At 71.8% G+C, this 16,018-nt stretch carries 13 protein-coding genes and 1 pseudogene; 9 read left to right on the forward strand and 5 right to left on the reverse strand.

The features are described from left to right. Positions 1 to 3 precede the first annotated feature (3 nt). Genes ACFY3U_RS06875 through ACFY3U_RS06885 form a run of 3 tightly spaced genes read right to left on the reverse strand, consistent with a single transcriptional unit; the run spans position 4 to position 3,874 of the window. Complete coding sequence (locus ACFY3U_RS06875) at positions 4 to 1,995, reverse strand: hypothetical protein (protein ID WP_387196172.1); 1,992 nt, start codon at positions 1,993 to 1,995, stop codon at positions 4 to 6. Next, positions 1,995 to 3,149, reverse strand: a complete 1,155-nt coding sequence (locus tag ACFY3U_RS06880; RefSeq protein ID WP_387196175.1) for a purine phosphorylase — start codon at positions 3,147 to 3,149, stop codon at positions 1,995 to 1,997. Before ACFY3U_RS06880 ends, ACFY3U_RS06875 begins: the two co-directional genes overlap by 1 nt. Continuing rightward, positions 3,146 to 3,874 carry an NUDIX domain-containing protein gene (locus tag ACFY3U_RS06885; RefSeq protein ID WP_387196178.1) on the reverse strand — a complete coding sequence of 243 codons (729 nt, stop codon included), beginning with the start codon at positions 3,872 to 3,874 and terminating at the stop codon, positions 3,146 to 3,148. Before ACFY3U_RS06885 ends, ACFY3U_RS06880 begins: the two co-directional genes overlap by 4 nt. A 98-nt stretch (positions 3,875 to 3,972) precedes the next feature. Here ACFY3U_RS06885 and ACFY3U_RS06890 point away from each other — a divergent pair. Both ACFY3U_RS06890 and ACFY3U_RS06895 read left to right on the forward strand, forming a co-directional pair. Beyond that, positions 3,973 to 4,068 (forward strand): annotated as a pseudogene (locus ACFY3U_RS06890) (SigE family RNA polymerase sigma factor); the annotation flags it as partial. A 279-nt stretch (positions 4,069 to 4,347) separates the two neighbouring features. Continuing rightward, positions 4,348 to 5,181, forward strand: coding sequence for a TolB family protein (locus tag ACFY3U_RS06895; RefSeq protein WP_387196181.1), 834 nt, complete (start codon positions 4,348 to 4,350; stop codon positions 5,179 to 5,181). Positions 5,182 to 5,185: 4 nt separating this feature from the next. Here ACFY3U_RS06895 and ACFY3U_RS06900 read toward each other — a convergent pair whose 3' ends face one another. Then, positions 5,186 to 6,646 (reverse strand): CCA tRNA nucleotidyltransferase, encoded by a 1,461-nt coding sequence (locus tag ACFY3U_RS06900; protein ID WP_387196185.1) that lies wholly within the window; start codon positions 6,644 to 6,646, stop codon positions 5,186 to 5,188. A 129-nt stretch (positions 6,647 to 6,775) separates the two neighbouring features. Here ACFY3U_RS06900 and murJ point away from each other — a divergent pair, with 129 nt between their 5' ends. The 7 genes from murJ (at position 6,776) to ACFY3U_RS06935 (ending at position 15,251) form a co-directional block, all read left to right on the forward strand. Continuing rightward, the gene (murJ, locus tag ACFY3U_RS06905) at positions 6,776 to 8,527 is read left to right on the forward strand and encodes a murein biosynthesis integral membrane protein MurJ (RefSeq protein ID WP_387196188.1); all 1,752 of its coding nucleotides are present in this window, start codon (positions 6,776 to 6,778) and stop codon (positions 8,525 to 8,527) included. Between the two features lie 441 nt (positions 8,528 to 8,968). Then, positions 8,969 to 10,567 (forward strand): protein kinase family protein, encoded by a 1,599-nt coding sequence (locus ACFY3U_RS06910; RefSeq protein ID WP_387196191.1) that lies wholly within the window; start codon positions 8,969 to 8,971, stop codon positions 10,565 to 10,567. A gap of 43 nt (positions 10,568 to 10,610) precedes the next feature. Next, a complete protein-coding gene (gene sigM, locus ACFY3U_RS06915) occupies positions 10,611 to 11,414 on the forward strand; it encodes an RNA polymerase sigma factor SigM (RefSeq protein ID WP_387196194.1) in 804 nt (267 codons plus the stop codon). Continuing rightward, positions 11,411 to 12,388, forward strand: a complete 978-nt coding sequence (locus ACFY3U_RS06920; protein WP_387196197.1) for a hypothetical protein — start codon at positions 11,411 to 11,413, stop codon at positions 12,386 to 12,388. Before sigM ends, ACFY3U_RS06920 begins: the two co-directional genes overlap by 4 nt. Positions 12,389 to 12,566: 178 nt before the next feature. Beyond that, on the forward strand, positions 12,567 to 13,520 hold the full coding sequence (gene trxB, locus ACFY3U_RS06925) for a thioredoxin-disulfide reductase (RefSeq protein ID WP_387196201.1): 954 nt from the start codon (positions 12,567 to 12,569) through the stop codon (positions 13,518 to 13,520). A 38-nt stretch (positions 13,521 to 13,558) separates the two neighbouring features. Beyond that, positions 13,559 to 13,882, forward strand: coding sequence for a thioredoxin (gene trxA / locus ACFY3U_RS06930; protein WP_387196204.1), 324 nt, complete (start codon positions 13,559 to 13,561; stop codon positions 13,880 to 13,882). Positions 13,883 to 14,093: 211 nt separating this feature from the next. Then, positions 14,094 to 15,251, forward strand: coding sequence for an N-acetylmuramoyl-L-alanine amidase (locus ACFY3U_RS06935; RefSeq protein WP_387196207.1), 1,158 nt, complete (start codon positions 14,094 to 14,096; stop codon positions 15,249 to 15,251). Between the two features lie 36 nt (positions 15,252 to 15,287). Here ACFY3U_RS06935 and ACFY3U_RS06940 read toward each other — a convergent pair whose 3' ends face one another. Beyond that, positions 15,288 to 15,953 (reverse strand): GNAT family N-acetyltransferase, encoded by a 666-nt coding sequence (locus ACFY3U_RS06940; RefSeq protein WP_387196210.1) that lies wholly within the window; start codon positions 15,951 to 15,953, stop codon positions 15,288 to 15,290. Positions 15,954 to 16,018 lie beyond the last annotated feature (65 nt).

Genomic DNA, 16,018 nt, shown 5'->3' on the forward strand with positions numbered 1-16,018 from the left:
GACCTAGTCGAGCAGCCCGCGTATGGCGCTCGCGAGGTTGGCAAGCCTTTCGTCTGCGCGGTCGCGTCGGTGTTTGACCCATTCCTTGCCTTCGGCGGCGACGCCTTCGAGGACGTGCAGGGTGTGACCGAGCCCGGCAGCGTCCAGCGACAGCTCAGCGATCTTGGTTGGGTTCTCGTCGTGCTGGAGCGTCCCGTTGTCAGGATCGCTCACTCGGATTGAGATCGGTTCTCCGTTGAACAGGGTCAGCTCGAAGGTCTGCTGTCGGGTGGCGATGCCGTCGATCCGTACGGCGGCGACGGCGTCGAAACGGTAGTTGAGCCGTTGGGTGGTGCGGCTTACGGAGGTTTCGAAGTCGAGATTGATGTTGACCTGCCGGACGCCGTCGGCGGTGAGTAGAAACAGCAGCAGTCGATACCGGGAGTACCGCCATGGTCCTTGCGGGTAGCGGGCCTTTTTGCATGAGGGTGCCGGCGCCTCGATGAAGGCGTGTGCGATTACCTGGCTGGGGCGGAGTCGGTATTGCTGCATGGCCTGGTCGACCTGGACTTTGCGGTCGCTTTCCAACCAGGTGGCCATCTCGGTGTCCGACGGCTTGTCGGCCAGCTTGTGGCACCACCGGTGGTATGCCGCCCAGCGGGCCGTGTCCTTGTCGTTGCGTTCCGCATGGTCGTCGGCGACCCTGCGTCGCTCGGCGATGATCCGAAACGACGAGCGCATCGCCGGCACCGCGGACGCCACCGCGAGCACGAACCAACCTGTGCCGGACAAGGGGGCGCTGGTCACGACGGCAGGAACGGCCCAGAGGCTCCCCCCGGCAAGGAGGGCCAGTCCCCCGACGTGGAGGGCCTTGGTCCTGGCAGGGTTACGCAGCTGCTGGCGGTACGCCGTCAGTGTGTCTCGTTCCCATTGCCCTCGGACATCTCCCACCAGGTGTCGGACGAGCCAGGCGACCCGTTCGGCCTCAATGCGCTGTTCCCGGTAGAGCTCGACCACCTCGTCGCGGAGGTGCCGCCGGATCCCCGCCGTCTGGTCGAGCCAGTAGGCTCGGTCGGTTCCTTCGGGCACGTACCGGCGGAAGTAGCGGTCGAAGAGCCGGTCCACCTTGCGGGCGAAGCCTCCCGGTGGCGCCTCTCGTCGCCGCTGCCGGGGTGGACGGATCAGTGCTTCCTTCGCGCGCAGCCGTGTTCCGCGGTAGTACCGGTCCGCCCCACCGACGCAAAACGCGGCCAGTCCGACCAGGGCGGCGAGTAGACCGAGGAACGGGTCGAGCGTGCCGCGGGCCGCCACCAGCACGATCATTTGCACCACGGCGAGGGCGAACACAGCAGTGCCGGCGCCGGCGCGTAGCCAGTCGCGCAGCGCAACAGCAGCGGGCTGCACCGGCAGGGTCCGAGGCGGTACGGGTGTGGGGTGGAAGAACTTCCAGATCCGGTTGAATCGGTCGCCGTCTGTGCGCTGCGAATCCGCCAGGGCGACGGACTTCCGCCACATCTCTTCTTCCATCGCGCCTTCAAGTAGCGCCTCGAGGTGGCCGTAGATTCCGTCGCGTTGACGCTGGTTCAGCGCGTCGATCTCTTTGACCACGAGATCTGTCTCGGCGGCGCTGACGGGGGCCAGGAGGCGGATGATTACCTTCAACCCCGCCGTCCACTCGTCATGGTCGTCGAGGTGGGGCAGGCTGGAGCAGATAGCGGTGAGGCGATCCAGCTCCTCGGAGGCGAGTTGGCGAAGGGTACGTCCGCTCAACAGGGCGATGAGCCGGTAGAACTGGACCTCGGTGGTCCCATACCCACCGGCGACAGCCTTTTCGATGAGATTGCGCGCCTGATCACGAACTCGCGCGTCGAGATACTTCAGCGCGAAGGCGAACTGCTCCTCTGGACTCGGGTTTGGCGGCAGCCGGTAGAAGTTGATGTCACCGTGGACTACGCCTGCCTGTACGTCGACGTGCGCATCTCCTTGGGCGAGGTTGGTCGGGGTCGGGGTCGTCATCACATGCCCCGCACCACGGCGATGATCGCCGCAAGCCGCGCCGCCAGCTCAGACACGTCGGCTACCAGGCCCCGCAACCGCTTGAGCGCGACCATCAGGCCACTCTTCTTTTCGGCTGTGCCCGCCGAGACGCATGCCGTCGCCGCCTCCAGTTCCGACTCGGCCGCGGCGTAGGTTTCTTCGTCCAACTGTCCGTCGAGGTGGGCCTGCTTGAGGTTGGTTCGCAGGTCTGCGATGCTCGCTGCCAGATCGATCGGCTGCTCGGCGCCAGCGCCGACGGTGACGTTGCCGTAGATCTGCCCGGCTTGCACCCCGACGTGGGCGTTCCCGGTGGCGATGTTGCGGTTGGTCGTCGGCATCGTGGGGCTCCCGTCCCGGTCCGCGCCGCCTCGGCTGGCCGGCCCGTCGATGATCAGTTCTCGCGCCAGTGCGGTGGCGAACGCGGCGGCGTGGCGTGCGGCCTTCGGTTGCCAGTCCTGTCCGTCCGTGGCTGCCTTGCTGCCGTCGGCGTGGTCGCTGATGCCGCGCACGACCACTACGGGCAGGGCACGGTTGAGATGGCCCGCCTGGGCCACACCGGCCGCTTCCATCTCGATCGCTACGGCGTCGTTGTAGTGCTGGCGGATCCAGCGGGCCTGCTCGGAGATTCCCGAGTCTTGCACCACTTCCCCTGCGGCGATCGGCCCGAAGTGGACTTTGGGTGCTGCGCCTACGGGAAGACCACGGCGCCACGCGGCGGACCTGTCGACGTGGTGGGCGATCTGGTCGGCCTCGTGGGGGATCTCCCATGCCTTCGGTCGGGCCTTCAAACCGTCGTCCTCGCTGGTGCCGCCGTGGTAGGCGTAGATTTTGCTGGCGACGACGACGTCACCGAGTCGGATGTTGGGCCAAAGGCCACCGGCGACTCCCACGAAAAGCACAGCGGCCGGGGAGAACTCGGCCATCGCCCGCTCGGCGAGCACCGCGGCCGGATGATTGCCCTTACCGACCAGCCCGAGGGCGACCCGGCAGTCGCTTTGGCTGATGCGGCCGACCTCGAAGCGGGTGCCGGCGGCGTGCCGCCGTACACGTAGGTCGGTCAGTTGGTCGCGGACCGCTGCGTATTCGAGGTCCAGCGCCGTGAGGATCACGACGAGACCGCTGTTCGTGCTCACGCTGTCTCCCTGTCTGCCTGGCTGAGGGGTCGGATCATCGGAGGGTGAAGAGTCGTGCGGGGCCCGGGACGGAATAGCCGAGCGGGACGCCCACCATCGGTCTTGCGACTCGGCCCGGCGGGGACGATGAAGCCGTCCAAGCTCTGCACTTTCCGGTAGAAGTTCCGCGCATCGAGCGGCACGCCCCACACCGCCTCGTAGACGTCCTGAAGCTCGGAGATCGTGAAGGTCGGACCACAAAAGGCGGTGGCGAGCGCTGAGCGCTCCAACTTCTCCCGTGCCCGGTCGATCCCATCGGTCAGGATCTGCTCATGATCGAAGGCGAGTTGCGCGTAACTGGACAACGCCTGCGCCACTGGGGTCCAACATGCCCGGGATGCGTCGCTGCCGGCGACCGGCTCGGGTAGCCGAGGGGCGATGGCCAGGTAAGCCGCAGAGACCACCCGCCCTCGGGGGTCACGATCCGGCGCACCGTAGACGCCAAGTTGTTCGAGGTGCAACCGGTCCGGCCCCAAGCCCGCCTCCTCGGCAAGCTCTCGATGGGCAGCCGTCACGAGGTCTTCCTTCTCGTGGCCGAGGAAACCGCCAGGCAGGGCCAAGGTGCCCTGATAGGGCTCAATCCCGCGCTCGATCAACAGCACATGTAGGCAGGATTCCCGCAAGGTGAGGATGACGAGGTCAACCGCAAGAAGAACAGTCGGCGGAACCCAGCGATCGTCAGACATGAATCGACCATAGACTTATTGTCACTCTGACAGGAAGACCTCCGAGTGTCGGATTTCGGCATCCATACACGCGAGCTGGCTTCTTTCGGCCCTTGACTACGGTGGCGAGTCAGGCGTCCCGGGCGCTGGCCCGGCTCCGCGAGCTGGTGCCGGCCCTCGACGACCTGACCACCCGCCCGGAGGTGAAGCGATGAGCAGGCAGGTGGAGGACGCGCTGCGGTCCGCCGTACACGAACTGTCGACGCAGGCGCGGCCGGTGCCGGGCCTGGCGGCGGTGGCCATCCGACGCGGTCGCCGGTTGCGGGCCCGCCGCCGGGCCGCGACGACCGGGGCGGTGCTGGCGGCGGTGGCCGCGGTGGTGCTGCCGTTCGCGCTGCTCCGGCCGGACCGCCCCGCCGGCCCGGCCCACGCCGACCCCGACGCCCAGCCCTCGGCTGCTGCCCGCGCCGGGCCCGGACTGGACCGCCCGGCCGTTGGCACTGCCCGGGGGCTGGGTGGTCAGCGGCGCGGTGTCCGGCGGCGGGCTGTCCGCCGGCGTGCCCGGCGGCGGGGTGGGCCAGGTGCTGGACCGGGCCCACTCCCGCTACGTGCGCACCGCCGGGTACGACGAGGTGCTGCCGGCGCCGACCGGCACGGTCACCGCCGTCCGGGACGAGTCCCGGCCCCGGCAGGTCGGCTTCATCGACACCAGGCGGGCGACGGTGCGCTGGGTACGCGTCGGCGCGGGCGCCCGGTTGCCGCAGTGGTCGCCGGACGGCCGCCGGCTCGCCCTGACCGGCTTCCACCAGGGCCGGAACTTCCTGGGCGTGCTCGACCTGGACGGCCGGTACCGGGACTTCACGATCGACCCGGCCCGGTACTTCTGCACCGACGTCTGCGCGTTCACCTGGACCCGCGATGGTCGTGAGCTGACCCTGCCACTGACCGACAGGCCCGTGCCGTTCTCCGAACGCGATCTCCGGCGCGTCCGCCGGGGGGTGCAGTTCTTCTCCGCCGACGACGGCCGGCCCACCCGGTTCGTGGCGATCCCCGGCGACCCGGCCGGACCGTGGGCCTGGTCACCGGACGGGCGGTACGTGGTGGTGCAGGGGAAGCTCGAGCCGCAGCTGGTCGACGCGGTCACCGGGGCGGTGCTGCGGACGGTGCCGACCGCCGATGTCGCGTGGGTGACCGCCGACCGAATGCTCTACCGGCTCCCGTACGGCAGCGGCGACGTGGTGCTCGCCGGCGTCGACGGCCGGCAGTGGGAACGCCAGCCGCTGCCGAAGGAGCTGGTCGGGCGGACGCTCACCGTGGCGCCGCGATGAGCCCTCAGGCGACGATGCCCTGTTCGCGGGCCCAGCGCAGCAGCTCCGCCTCGGCCTCGTCGCGGTCCAGCGGGCCGCGCTCCAAGCGCAGCTCCTTCAGGTGCTGCCAGGCCCGGCCGACCACCGGCCCCGGCGGCACGCCGAGCAGCTCCATGATCGCGTTGCCGTCCAGGTCGGGGCGGACCCGGGCCAGGTCCTCCTCGGCCGCGATCCGGGCGATCCGCTCCTCCAGCGCGTCGTAGTCGGCCGCCAGCTGGGCCGCCTTGCGCCGGTTGCGGGTGGTGCAGTCCGACCGGGTGAGCTTGTGCAGGCGGGGCAGCAGGTCACCGGCGTCGGTCACGTACCGGCGGACGGCCGAATCGGTCCACTCGCCCCGGCCGTACCCGTAGAAGCGCAGGTGCAGCGCGACCAGCTCGACCACCTGCGCGGTCACGTCCTTCGGGTACCGCATGGCCTTCATCCGGGCCTTGGTCAGCCGGGCGCCGACCACCTCGTGGTGGTGGAAGCTGACCCGGCCGTCCGGGCCGACGGCCTTGGTGCCGGGCTTGCCGACGTCGTGCATGAGCGCGGCCATCCGCAGCACGAAGTCGGGGCCGTCGGTCTCGTACGACACCGCGTTGCTCACCACGGTCAGCGTGTGCTCGTAGACGTCCTTGTGCTGGGCGTGCTCGTCGATCTCCAGCTTCAGCCCGGTCAGCTCCGGCAGGAACCGCTCGGCCAGCCCGGTGTCGACGAGCAGCCGCAGCCCGGTGATCGGGTCGGCGCCGCAGAGCAGCTTGGTGAACTCGTCCCGGATCCGCTCGGCGGTGATCCGGTCGAGGTCAGTGGCCATCCGGGTCATCGCCGCGTGCACGTCCGGGTGGACGGCGAAGCAGAGCTGGGCGGCGAACCGGGCGGCCCGCAGCATCCGCAGCGGGTCGTCGCCGAACGACTCCCGCGGGGTGCCGGGGGTACGGATCACCTTGGCCGCGAGGTCGTCGAGCCCGCCGTACGGGTCGGTGAAGCGGTGGTCGGGCAGGCTCACCGCCATCGCGTTGACGGTGAAGTCCCGCCGCCTGAGGTCGTCGGTCAGGTTGTCGCCGTACACCACGACGGGGTTGCGGCTGACCTGGTCGTACGCCTCGGCGCGGAAGGTGGTGACCTCCAGCCGCAGGCCGTCGCGCTGCAGCCCGATGGTGCCGAACTCGCGCCCGGTCTCCCAGATCGACTCGGCCCAGCCGCGGACGATCCGGATCGTCTCGTCGGGGTGGGCGTCGGTGCAGAAGTCCAGGTCGTCGCCGAGCCGGCCGAGCAGCGCGTCGCGGACCGAGCCGCCCACCAGGTGCAGCTCGTGACCGGCGGCGGCGAACCGGCGGCCGAGCTCGTCGGCGACCGGCGAGACGCGGAGCAGTTCGGCGACGGCGTTGCGCTGCGCGGCGGTGAGTTCGCGGCGGTCGGCGGCGTGGGGTGCGGAGGCTTCGGACATGGGATCGCCAGCCTATCGGTCGAGGGCGGGATCCGATCCGCCGGGCGCGGGTATGACGCGGGGGTTGACTATGGTTCTGGGCGTGCGAACCGGTGGTCCGGTTCTGACGTACCCCCTGGGAGGCTGGAGATGAGCGGCGGGCTCTACCGCAGCGCGAACGCCACGCCGGACGGCGCGATTCCGCCGACCGACGAGGCGACCTTCATCTCGGCCGAGCCGCTGAACCAGCCGGCGGTGGAGGCGACCGCGCCGCCACCGGAGGTGGTGGCGGAGACCAGCGCCGCGGCGAACAGCGCGGTGATGGCGGTCGGCAGCCTGATCAGCCGGGGTACCGGCTTCATCCGCAACCTGATGATCGGCGCGGCGCTCGGCACCGCCCTGGGTGACGCGTTCACCACTGCCCAGTTCCTGCCGAACCAGGTGTACGAGTTCCTGCTCGGCGGGGTGCTGACCAGCGTGCTGATCCCGGTGCTGGTACGCCGACGCAAGACCGACGCCGATCGCGGGGAGGCGTACGCCCAGCGGCTGTTGACCCTCGCCGTGCTGGCGCTGGCCGCGACGGTGGTCATCGCGCTCGTGCTGGCCCCGGCGCTTACCGCGATCTACGCGGCCGGCAGCGACGACGGCGACTACAAGGGCCTGGTCACCAGGCTGTCCTTCCTGATGCTGCCGATGCTGTTCTTCACCGGGGTGAGCGCGCTGATCGCCGCGGTGCTGAACACCCGGGGGCACTTCGCCGCGCCGATGTGGGCGCCGATCCTGAACAACCTGGTGGTGATCGGCACCTTCGGCCTCTACATCGTGGTGTTCGGCGCGCAGGCGCTGCGCCCGGGCGAGGTGGGCTGGGACCGGATCCTGCTGGTCGGCGGGGGCAGCCTGCTCGGTGTGGCGGTGCAGGCGATCGGGCTGTTGCCGGCGCTGCGCAAGGTGGGCTTCCGGTGGAAGCTCCGGTTCGACTTCCGCGAGCTGGGCCTGCGCGAGCTGGCGAAGCTCGGCGGCTGGATGTTCTGCTACGTGGCGGTCAACCAGCTCGGCCTCTTCGTGGTGGTCAACCTGCTCGGCCGGGCCACCGGCGGCGACGGCAAGAACGCCGGCCTGCTGATCTACAACAACGTCTTCCTGCTGCTGATGATGGCGCACGGCATCATCGCCGTCTCGATCATCACCGCGCTGATGCCGCGGATGAGCGCGGCCGCCGCCGAGGGTCGCTTCCACGACGTCACCGCCGACCTGTCCCGGGGCACCCGGATGGTCACCGCGGTGCTCGCCCCGATCGCGGTCTGCTACGCGGTGCTGGCCGGCCCGATCTCGGTGGTGGTCTTCCGGTACGGCGCGTTCACCGGGGAGAACGCGGTCGCCACGTCGACCGTGCTGCTGGTGGCGGCGATCGGGCTGGTGCCGTTCGCGATCAGCCAGCTGTTCACCTTCGCCTTCTACGCCCTGCCGGACACCCGGATGCCCGCGCTGATCAACATTCCGGTGGTGGTGCTGCGGGTGCTGCTGCAGGTGGGCCTCTTCCTCGCCTTCTCGGCCACCTTCGCCGCCGCCGGCATGATGCTCGGCAACGCCGTCTCCTATCTGGCCGCGGCGATCGTCTCGGCGATGCTGCTGCGACCGAGGGTCGGCCGGATCGGGCTGGGCGGGATCATGCGGACCATCGGCAAGGTGGTCCTCGCCGCGCTGGGAGCGGCCGTGGTCGGCCTGCTGGTGGTGAAGGTGCTGCCCGGTGACCCGGCGCAGCTGAGCTGGCTCGCGGCCGCCGTCCAGCTGCTGATCGGCGGCGCGGTGATCGGGGCGACCTACCTCGGGCTGGCCATGGTGCTGCGGATCGGCGAGATCACCGAGGTGGTCGGGATGGTCCGCCGGCGCCTCGGCCGCTGACCCGCCAGCGCGGCGGGAGCAGCGCGCACGGAGGGTGAACGAGGATCACCAGCCTGGGGACACGGCTGTGGATAACTCCGCGTTTCCCGGGTCAGTGACCGAATCGGCCTGTGGACAACCAGCCGTACGGACGAGCATGGCGGACCGTACGGCGGGAACCTGACCGGACGGCGCCGCCACCGTGGCGTCGGGGCCGGGCCCCCACGGAGACCGCTTGCGGTCGCCCTCTAGATTGGCCAGTACATGTGCCAGCAACGTGGCCGAGAACGGGCGAAACTCGACGCTCCCCGGAGAATCGGACGGTCTGCCGGGCGCGGCGGGAAGATGACATGTCGGGATGAGGGGCAGTCCGGGTAAGGTCGCTCTCGACGGACACGGCGAACGGCCGACGCTCGCGTCGGCGGCGCAACCGGTTCCTTCGAAGGCGGAGCGGGAAGCCACATGCCCAGCAGCGTGGGTCCATCGATCGACACGATCACCGAGGGAGGACGGGTGACCCAGGTCGGCGAGGGTCAGGAGGCGGAGGAGACTGCTCCGCCCGTCATGACCTTCGGTGCTCCCACGGCCGGTGAGATCCTCGCCGAGCGGTACGAGCTCGTCGAGCACATCAACAACGACAGCGCCGGCCGGCTGGTCTGGCGCGGGGTCGACGTCATCCTGCGCCGCCCGGTCGCCGTGGTGCTGCGCTATCCCGGCGGCGACTCCGCCACCGAGATGCTCCAGGCCGCCGTCGCGGCCAGCCGCGTCGTCCACCCCAACCTGGTCGGCGTCTACGACGCGATCGACGAGGACGAGCGGGCGTACGTCGTCCGCGAGTGGGTCGACGGCCGTTCGCTGCGGGAGCTGGTCGCCGAGGGTCCGCTCGACCCGGCCCGGGCCACCGCCGTCGGCAACGCCGCGGCGAGCGCCCTCGCCGCCGTGCACGCCACCGGCATGCTGCACGGCAATGTGCACCCCGGCACCGTGATGATCAGCGACGACGGCCGGGTGGTGCTGGCCGACGCGCGCACCGACGGCGCGGACAGCCAGGAGAGCGACGTCCGGGCGGTCGGCGGCATCCTCTACTTCGCGCTGACCGGTCACTGGCCGCACGCCGAGGTGCCGCTGCACGGCGCCACCGCCGGGCACGGCCGGGCCGCCATCCCCGACGCGGTACGCGACGGCAGCGGCGCGATCGCCGCCCCCCGGCAGGTCCGCGCCGGCGTTCCCGCGTACCTCGACGACCTGACCATGGACCTGCTCGACGTCGAGATCGCGCCGCCCTCGTCCGACGTGCTCGCCGCCGAGCTGGCCCGCCTCGACGTGCCCTCCGAGGACCACTTCCTCGACCATGGCGGTCCGCTGCGCTTCACCGCCGATCCGGGCGACGAGCCCTCGCCGCTGGCCGGCGCGGGTGGCCGGAAGGTCGCGATCGGCATCGCCGGGCTGCTGGCGGTCGCCCTGGTCGGCCTGCTGATCGGGATCAGCACGCTGGGCGGCGACGACAAGACGCCGAAGACCGAGCCGGTGGCCCGCCCCTCGGCGAGCGCCCCGGCGGCCGGCGACACCCCGCCCGCCCCGGCCGTCCGCCCGCTGCCGATCCAGGACGTGCGGATCATCGACCCGGACAGCAGCAAGCGCGACGAGCTCAACGGCGCCGAGAAGGTCAGGGACGGCGACGACACCAAGGGCTGGGGCACCCAGACCTACACCAGCGCGAACTTCGGCAACATCAAGAGCGGCATGGGGGTCTGGATCGACCTCGGCTCGCCGCACACGGTCAAGTCCCTGCAGGCCGTGGTCTCGAACGACGGCATCACCGCCCAACTGCTCGCCGGCAACGCCGAGTTCCCGCCCACCTCCAAGGGCGACAAGGACCTGGTGAAGAGCTACCTGGGCAACAAGATCGGGGATCCGTTCGAGGACTACGACGGCACCACGATGACCTTCAACGGGTTCGACCCGGAGAAGAAGTACCAGTACCTCCTCTTCTGGATCACCAAGCTGCCGGCGGACGACTTCCAGATCGACGTGCTGGAGATCAAGGTCCAGGGCTCGTGAGTCGCTCGCCGCGTCCCCGTCACCGCCCTCACCGGGTGCGGTGATGGCCGGCCGCGGCGGGCGTACCCCCGATCCGGCGGCCGGCGACGCGGTACCCGTGGCCGCCCCCCGGTCGGTGCCGCTGGCCGAGGCCACCGACGCCGACCTGCTCCGGGCCCACGTGGCCGGTGACCGGGACGCCTTCGCCGAGCTGTTCCACCGGCACCGCGACCGGCTGTGGGCGGTGGCGCTGCGGACCATCGGCGACCGGGAGGAGGCGGCGGACGCGCTCCAGGACGCGCTGCTGTCCGCCCACCGCGCCGCCGCCCGCTTCCGCGGCGACTCCGCCGTCACCACCTGGCTGCACCGGATCGTGGTGAACGCCTGCCTGGACCGGATCCGACGGCGGCAGGCGCACCCGACCGTGCCGCTGCCCGACGGCACCCGCACGGAGGACGGCGGCAACGGCAGCGTGGAACCGGCCGCGCCGGCCCACGACCACGACACCGCCCTGGTGGTACGCCAGGCGCTCGCCGCCCTGCCGGCCGAGCAGCGGGCCGCCCTCGTCCTGGTGGACGTGCAGGGCTACTCGGTCGCCGAGGTGGCCCGGATCCTCGGGGTGGCCGAGGGGACGGTGAAGAGCCGCTGCGCCCGTGGCCGGGCCCGCCTCGCCGGGCTGCTCGGTCACCTGCGGACCGGCGAACAACCGACGGGCGGCGGCACCCCGCCGGCGGCCGGTTCCGGCGGCGCCCCCACCCGGGCGGGCCGGGACGAGTCGGGCGTCACGGTCGGGAACCCCGGGCCGGCCGACGGCGTCCGATCGGGGTCGGGGCACGCCCGGCGGGAAGCCCACCAGGAGGAGCCGTGACGGCCCGGGAGTTCGGGGAGGTCGACCACGACCTGCTCGCCGACTACGTCGGCGGGGCGCTGGACGGCACCCCGGAGGAGAGCACCGTCGCGCGGCTGGTCGAGGCGGAACCGGCGTGGGCGGACGCGTACGCCGCCCTGGCGCCGGCCGTGGCGCGGGTCACCGCCGACCTGGCCACCTGGGGCGAACCGGCTCCCGAGATGCCGATGGCGGTGCGGGATCGACTCACCGCCGCACTCGCCGGCGCCGGTCCGGCCACGCAGCCGGACCACGTCGCCGCCGTCGGGCAGCCGGACGACGGCACCGCCGCGGGTGGCCGTACCGTGCCGGCGCAGGGCGGCGGGCCGGCCCGGCGTACCGGCGGCTCCCGGCCCACCGAGCAGCGTCCGGAGCCGACCGGCCCGGGGCGCGGCGGACGGCGGTGGACCCGGCTCGCCGGGCCGGTGGCGCTGGCCGCGGCGTCACTCGCCGCGGTGGGCCTGGGGGTGGGGCAGCTGATCGACCGGGCCGGGGACGGTGCCGCCGACCGTACCGCGGCCCTGCCGGCCGGCACCGCGGCCGCCGACGGGGCGGCCGTCCGGTTCAGCGGTGAGCCGCTGCGCACCGGCACCGACTGGACGCCGGAGACGCTGGCCGGCGGCACCCCGCCGCCGCAGATCGCCAGCGGCGGCCCGCAGCTGCAACCGGGGGACGGGCCGAGTGGCCGCCCCCAGCAGAAGCGCACCGCGCCGGGCGGGCTGGACCGGCTCACCGACCGGGCGGCGCTGGACGCCTGCCTCACCGAGGTCTCCGCGGCGCACGGGCGCGGGCCGGTCAGCGTGGAGCTGGTCGACTACGCCGCCTTCCGCGGTGAGCCGGCGCTGGTGGTCCGCTTCGTCGACCCGGCGGGGGAACGCTGGGCCTGGGTCAGCGGCGCGGAGTGCGGGGTGCCGGGCTCCGGCCCCGACACGCGCTACCAGGCGCGGGTAGGGTGAGGACGCGGGCGGCGACCGTCCGCCCCCGCGTGACGTGACCCACCGGACGACCGGTCCGGGAATTCCCACTTCGTACGATGGCGTTCTGTAGGTCAGTCGCCGACGTCGTCGAGCCGTCGGCACTCGGATCGACATCGGTGCGCATGCCGGTGCCGAACACACACATCGGGAGACGGCAGTGGACGAGGTCCGCAACCTGATCATCATCGGCTCCGGGCCGGCCGGTTACACCGCGGCGGTGTACGCCGCGCGTGCCAACCTCAAGCCGCTCGTGATCGAGGGCGTGCAGTCCGGCGGCGCGCTGATGACGACGACCGAGGTGGAGAACTTCCCCGGTTTCGCCGACGGCATCCTCGGTCCTGAGCTGATGGACAACATGCGCAAGCAGGCCGAGCGGTTCGGCGCCGAGTTCCTCACCGACGACGTCACCCGGGTCGAGCTGGCGGACACCGGGATGGTGGGATCGGACGCGGTCAGCACGGTGTGGGTCGGCCAGGCCGCGTACCGGGCTAAGTCGGTCATCCTCTCCACCGGTTCCGCCTGGCGCCCGCTGGGCGTGCCGGGCGAGCAGGAGTACCTGGGCCACGGCGTGTCGTCCTGTGCCACCTGTGACGGCTTCTTCTTCCGCAACCAGCACATCGTGGTGGTCGGCGGCGGTGACTCCGCGATGGAGGAGGCCAGCTTCCTGACCCGGTTCGCCGAGTCGGTCACCATCATCCACCGGCGGGACTCGTTCCGGGCCAGCAAGATCATGGCCGACCGGGCGCTCAGCAACGACAAGATCAAGGTCGAGTGGAACACCACCGTCGAGGAGGTCCTCGGCGAGGACGGCAAGGTCAGCGGCGTACGGGTCCGCAACGTGCACACCGGCGAGACGAAGGTGCTGGACGTCACCGGCGTCTTCGTGGCGATCGGTCACGACCCACGCAGCGAGCTCTTCCGCGACCAGGTCGAGCTGGACGACGAGGGGTACGTGAAGGTCCAGGCGCCCAGCACCCGGACGAGCGTCCCGGGCGTCTTCGCCGCGGGCGACGTGGTCGACCACACCTACCGTCAGGCGATCACGGCGGCCGGCACCGGTTGCGCCGCGGCGCTGGACGCCGAGCGCTTCATCGCCACGATCAGCGGCTGAACAACCGAACATCCGAAAGTCTGAGGAGGAGGGTCATAGTGGGAGCAACGAAGGTCGTCACCGACGCGAACTTCGCCACCGACGTGCTGAAGTCCGACAAGCCGGTTCTGGTGGACTTCTGGGCCGAGTGGTGCGGGCCGTGCCGCAAGGTCTCGCCGCTGCTGGAGGAGATCGCCGGCGAGATGGCCGACCAGGTCACCATCGTCAAGCTCAACATCGACGAGAACCCGGAGACCGCCCGCACCTACCGGGTGATGTCCGTGCCGACCCTGACCATCTTCAAGGACGGCGAGCCGGTGCAGTCGATCGCCGGCGCGAAGCCGAAGGGCGAGCTGGTTCGGCTGATCGAGTCCGCGCTGTAGTTCCCCCGTACCACCGGAACCCCGCACCCCGCCCGGTGCGGGGTTTCCGCGTATCCGGGCCGGGGTTCGGGGGCCGCCACCTGCGGGAACAGCGGACCCCACCGGGACCGCTCACGGTACGCTCCGTAAGCGTCCGCTACGCGGAGTGCCCGTGTCGGAGGTCCGGTCGTCGACCGTGCCGCCCGGCCGGCCGGTGCAGAGGGGGTCGAGCGTGCATCCGATCCGACCCGGCGACCGGGGAGCCGCGGTGACGGAGATCCGTACCGTCCTGACCGGCCTGGAGCTGCTCCCCCCGTCGCCCGGCGACGAGTTCGACACCGACACCGAGCGGGCCGTCCGCGCCTTCCAGCAGTCGCGCGGGCTCAGCGTCGACGGCCGGGTCGGCGCGGAGACCTGGCGGGCCCTGGACGCCGCCCGCTGGCGGCTCGGCGCCCGCACCCTCTACCACGCGGTGCCCGAGCCACTCACCGGCGAGGACGTCCGCTCGCTGCAGGAACGACTCCTGGAGATGGGGTACGACGCGGGCCGCGCCGACGCCATCTACGGCGTCCGGACCGCCCGGGCGGTCGCCCAGTTCCAGCGCGAGGTCGGGCTGAAACCGGACGGCTCCTGCGGGCCGCACACCATGGGCGCGCTGCGCCGGCTCGGCCGCAAGGTGGTCGGCGGCCGACCGCAGTGGCTGCGCGAGTCCGACGCGATCCGCCAGTCCGGGCCCACCCTGGTCGGCCGAACCGTGGTCATCGACCCCGGCCACGGCGGCACCGACCCGGGCGTGGTGGTCGCCGACGGTCCGCTGCGCTGGACCGAGGCGGAGCTGGTGCACGACCTGGCCAGCCGGCTGGAGGGGCGGTTGGCCGCGGCGGGGGTACGGGTGCAGCTGACCCGGGGGCCGGCGCCGGAGAGCTGCCTGCCGGACACCGACCGGGCGCAGTTGGCCAACTCGCTCGGCGCGGACGTCTTCATCTCGCTGCACACCGACGGGCACGCCAACCCGGAGGCCGACGGGGTGGCCACCTACCACTACGGCACCGACAACGGGGTCACCTCGGCCACCGGTGAGCGGCTGGCCGGGCTGGTGCAGCGGGAGATCGTCGCCCGGACCGGGCTGCGCGACTGCCGCACCCACGCCAAGGCCTGGGACCTGCTGCGGCTGACCCGGATGCCGGCCGTCCGCGTCGAGGTCGGCTACCTCACCTCGCCGCGGGACCGGTCCCGGCTGGTCGACCCCCGGTTCCGGGACACCCTGGTCGAGGCGATCGTGGCGGCCGTGCAGCGGATGTACTTCCCGATCGAGCGGGACGTGCCGACCGGCTCGATCGACGTCAGCGAACTGCGCGCGGTGGTGGCCGCCGGCGCGGTGGTGGACTGACCGCTCAGCGGGTGGCGCGGTGGTGGACCGACCCGCTCAGCGGGTGGCGCTGCTGGTCGCCGGGGCCGGGCGGACCGGGCGCAGCAGAGACTCCGGGCTCATCGAGCCGAGCAGCTTCTCCAGCGCGTACTCCACGTCCGACTTCCAGCTCAGCGCGGTGCGCAGCTCCAGCCGCAGCCGGGGGTAGCGCGGGTGCGGCCGGACGGTCTTGAAGCCGACCGAGAGGAAGAAGTCGGCGGGCGCCACGCAGGCCCGGGTGGGGTCGTCCCCGTCGCCGAACTTCGCGTCGCCGAACGCCTCGATCGCCTTGATGCCGCGCTTGGTGAGATCCCGCGCGACGCCCTGGACCAGCATCCGGCCCAGCCCGCCACCGGCGAACGCGGGCACCACGTTGGCGGTCATCAGCAGCGCCGCGTCGGCCGAGACCGGGGAGGTGGGGAACGCCATCGAGCGGGGGACGTAGGCGGGCGGCGCGTACATCACGTACCCGGCGGGCATGCCGTCGACGTACGCCAGCTTGCCGCAGGAGCCCCACTCCAGCAGGGTCTGCGAGACCCACGCCTCCTTCTCCAGCCCCGGGTCACCGGCCGCGCAGGCCCGGTCGGCGGAGACCGGGTCGAGCTCCCAGTAGACGCACTGCCGGCACGGGCGGGGCAGGTCTTCCAGGGTGTCCAGGGTCAGACTGACCAGGCGTCGCGACATCGGTGGCCCCCACAATAGGCTCGGAGGTGGAACCGGCGCGGAGGTACGCGGCCGTCATCCGGCCC

Origin of the sequence: Micromonospora sp. NPDC000089 (genome assembly GCF_042899365.1) — a bacterium.
GTDB lineage: Bacteria > Actinomycetota > Actinomycetes > Mycobacteriales > Micromonosporaceae > Micromonospora.

Coding starts and splice junctions, on each gene's coding strand:
- ACFY3U_RS06875 (WP_387196172.1), bottom strand. CDS start 1,995: ATGACGACCCCGACCCCGACCAACCTCGCCCAAGGAGATGCGCACGTC.
- ACFY3U_RS06885 (WP_387196178.1), bottom strand. CDS start 3,874: ATGTCTGACGATCGCTGGGTTCCGCCGACTGTTCTTCTTGCGGTTGAC.
- ACFY3U_RS06900 (WP_387196185.1), bottom strand. CDS start 6,646: ATGTCCGAAGCCTCCGCACCCCACGCCGCCGACCGCCGCGAACTCACC.
- murJ (WP_387196188.1), top strand. CDS start 6,776: ATGAGCGGCGGGCTCTACCGCAGCGCGAACGCCACGCCGGACGGCGCG.
- ACFY3U_RS06910 (WP_387196191.1), top strand. CDS start 8,969: ATGCCCAGCAGCGTGGGTCCATCGATCGACACGATCACCGAGGGAGGA.
- sigM (WP_387196194.1), top strand. CDS start 10,611: ATGGCCGGCCGCGGCGGGCGTACCCCCGATCCGGCGGCCGGCGACGCG.
- ACFY3U_RS06940 (WP_387196210.1), bottom strand. CDS start 15,953: ATGTCGCGACGCCTGGTCAGTCTGACCCTGGACACCCTGGAAGACCTG.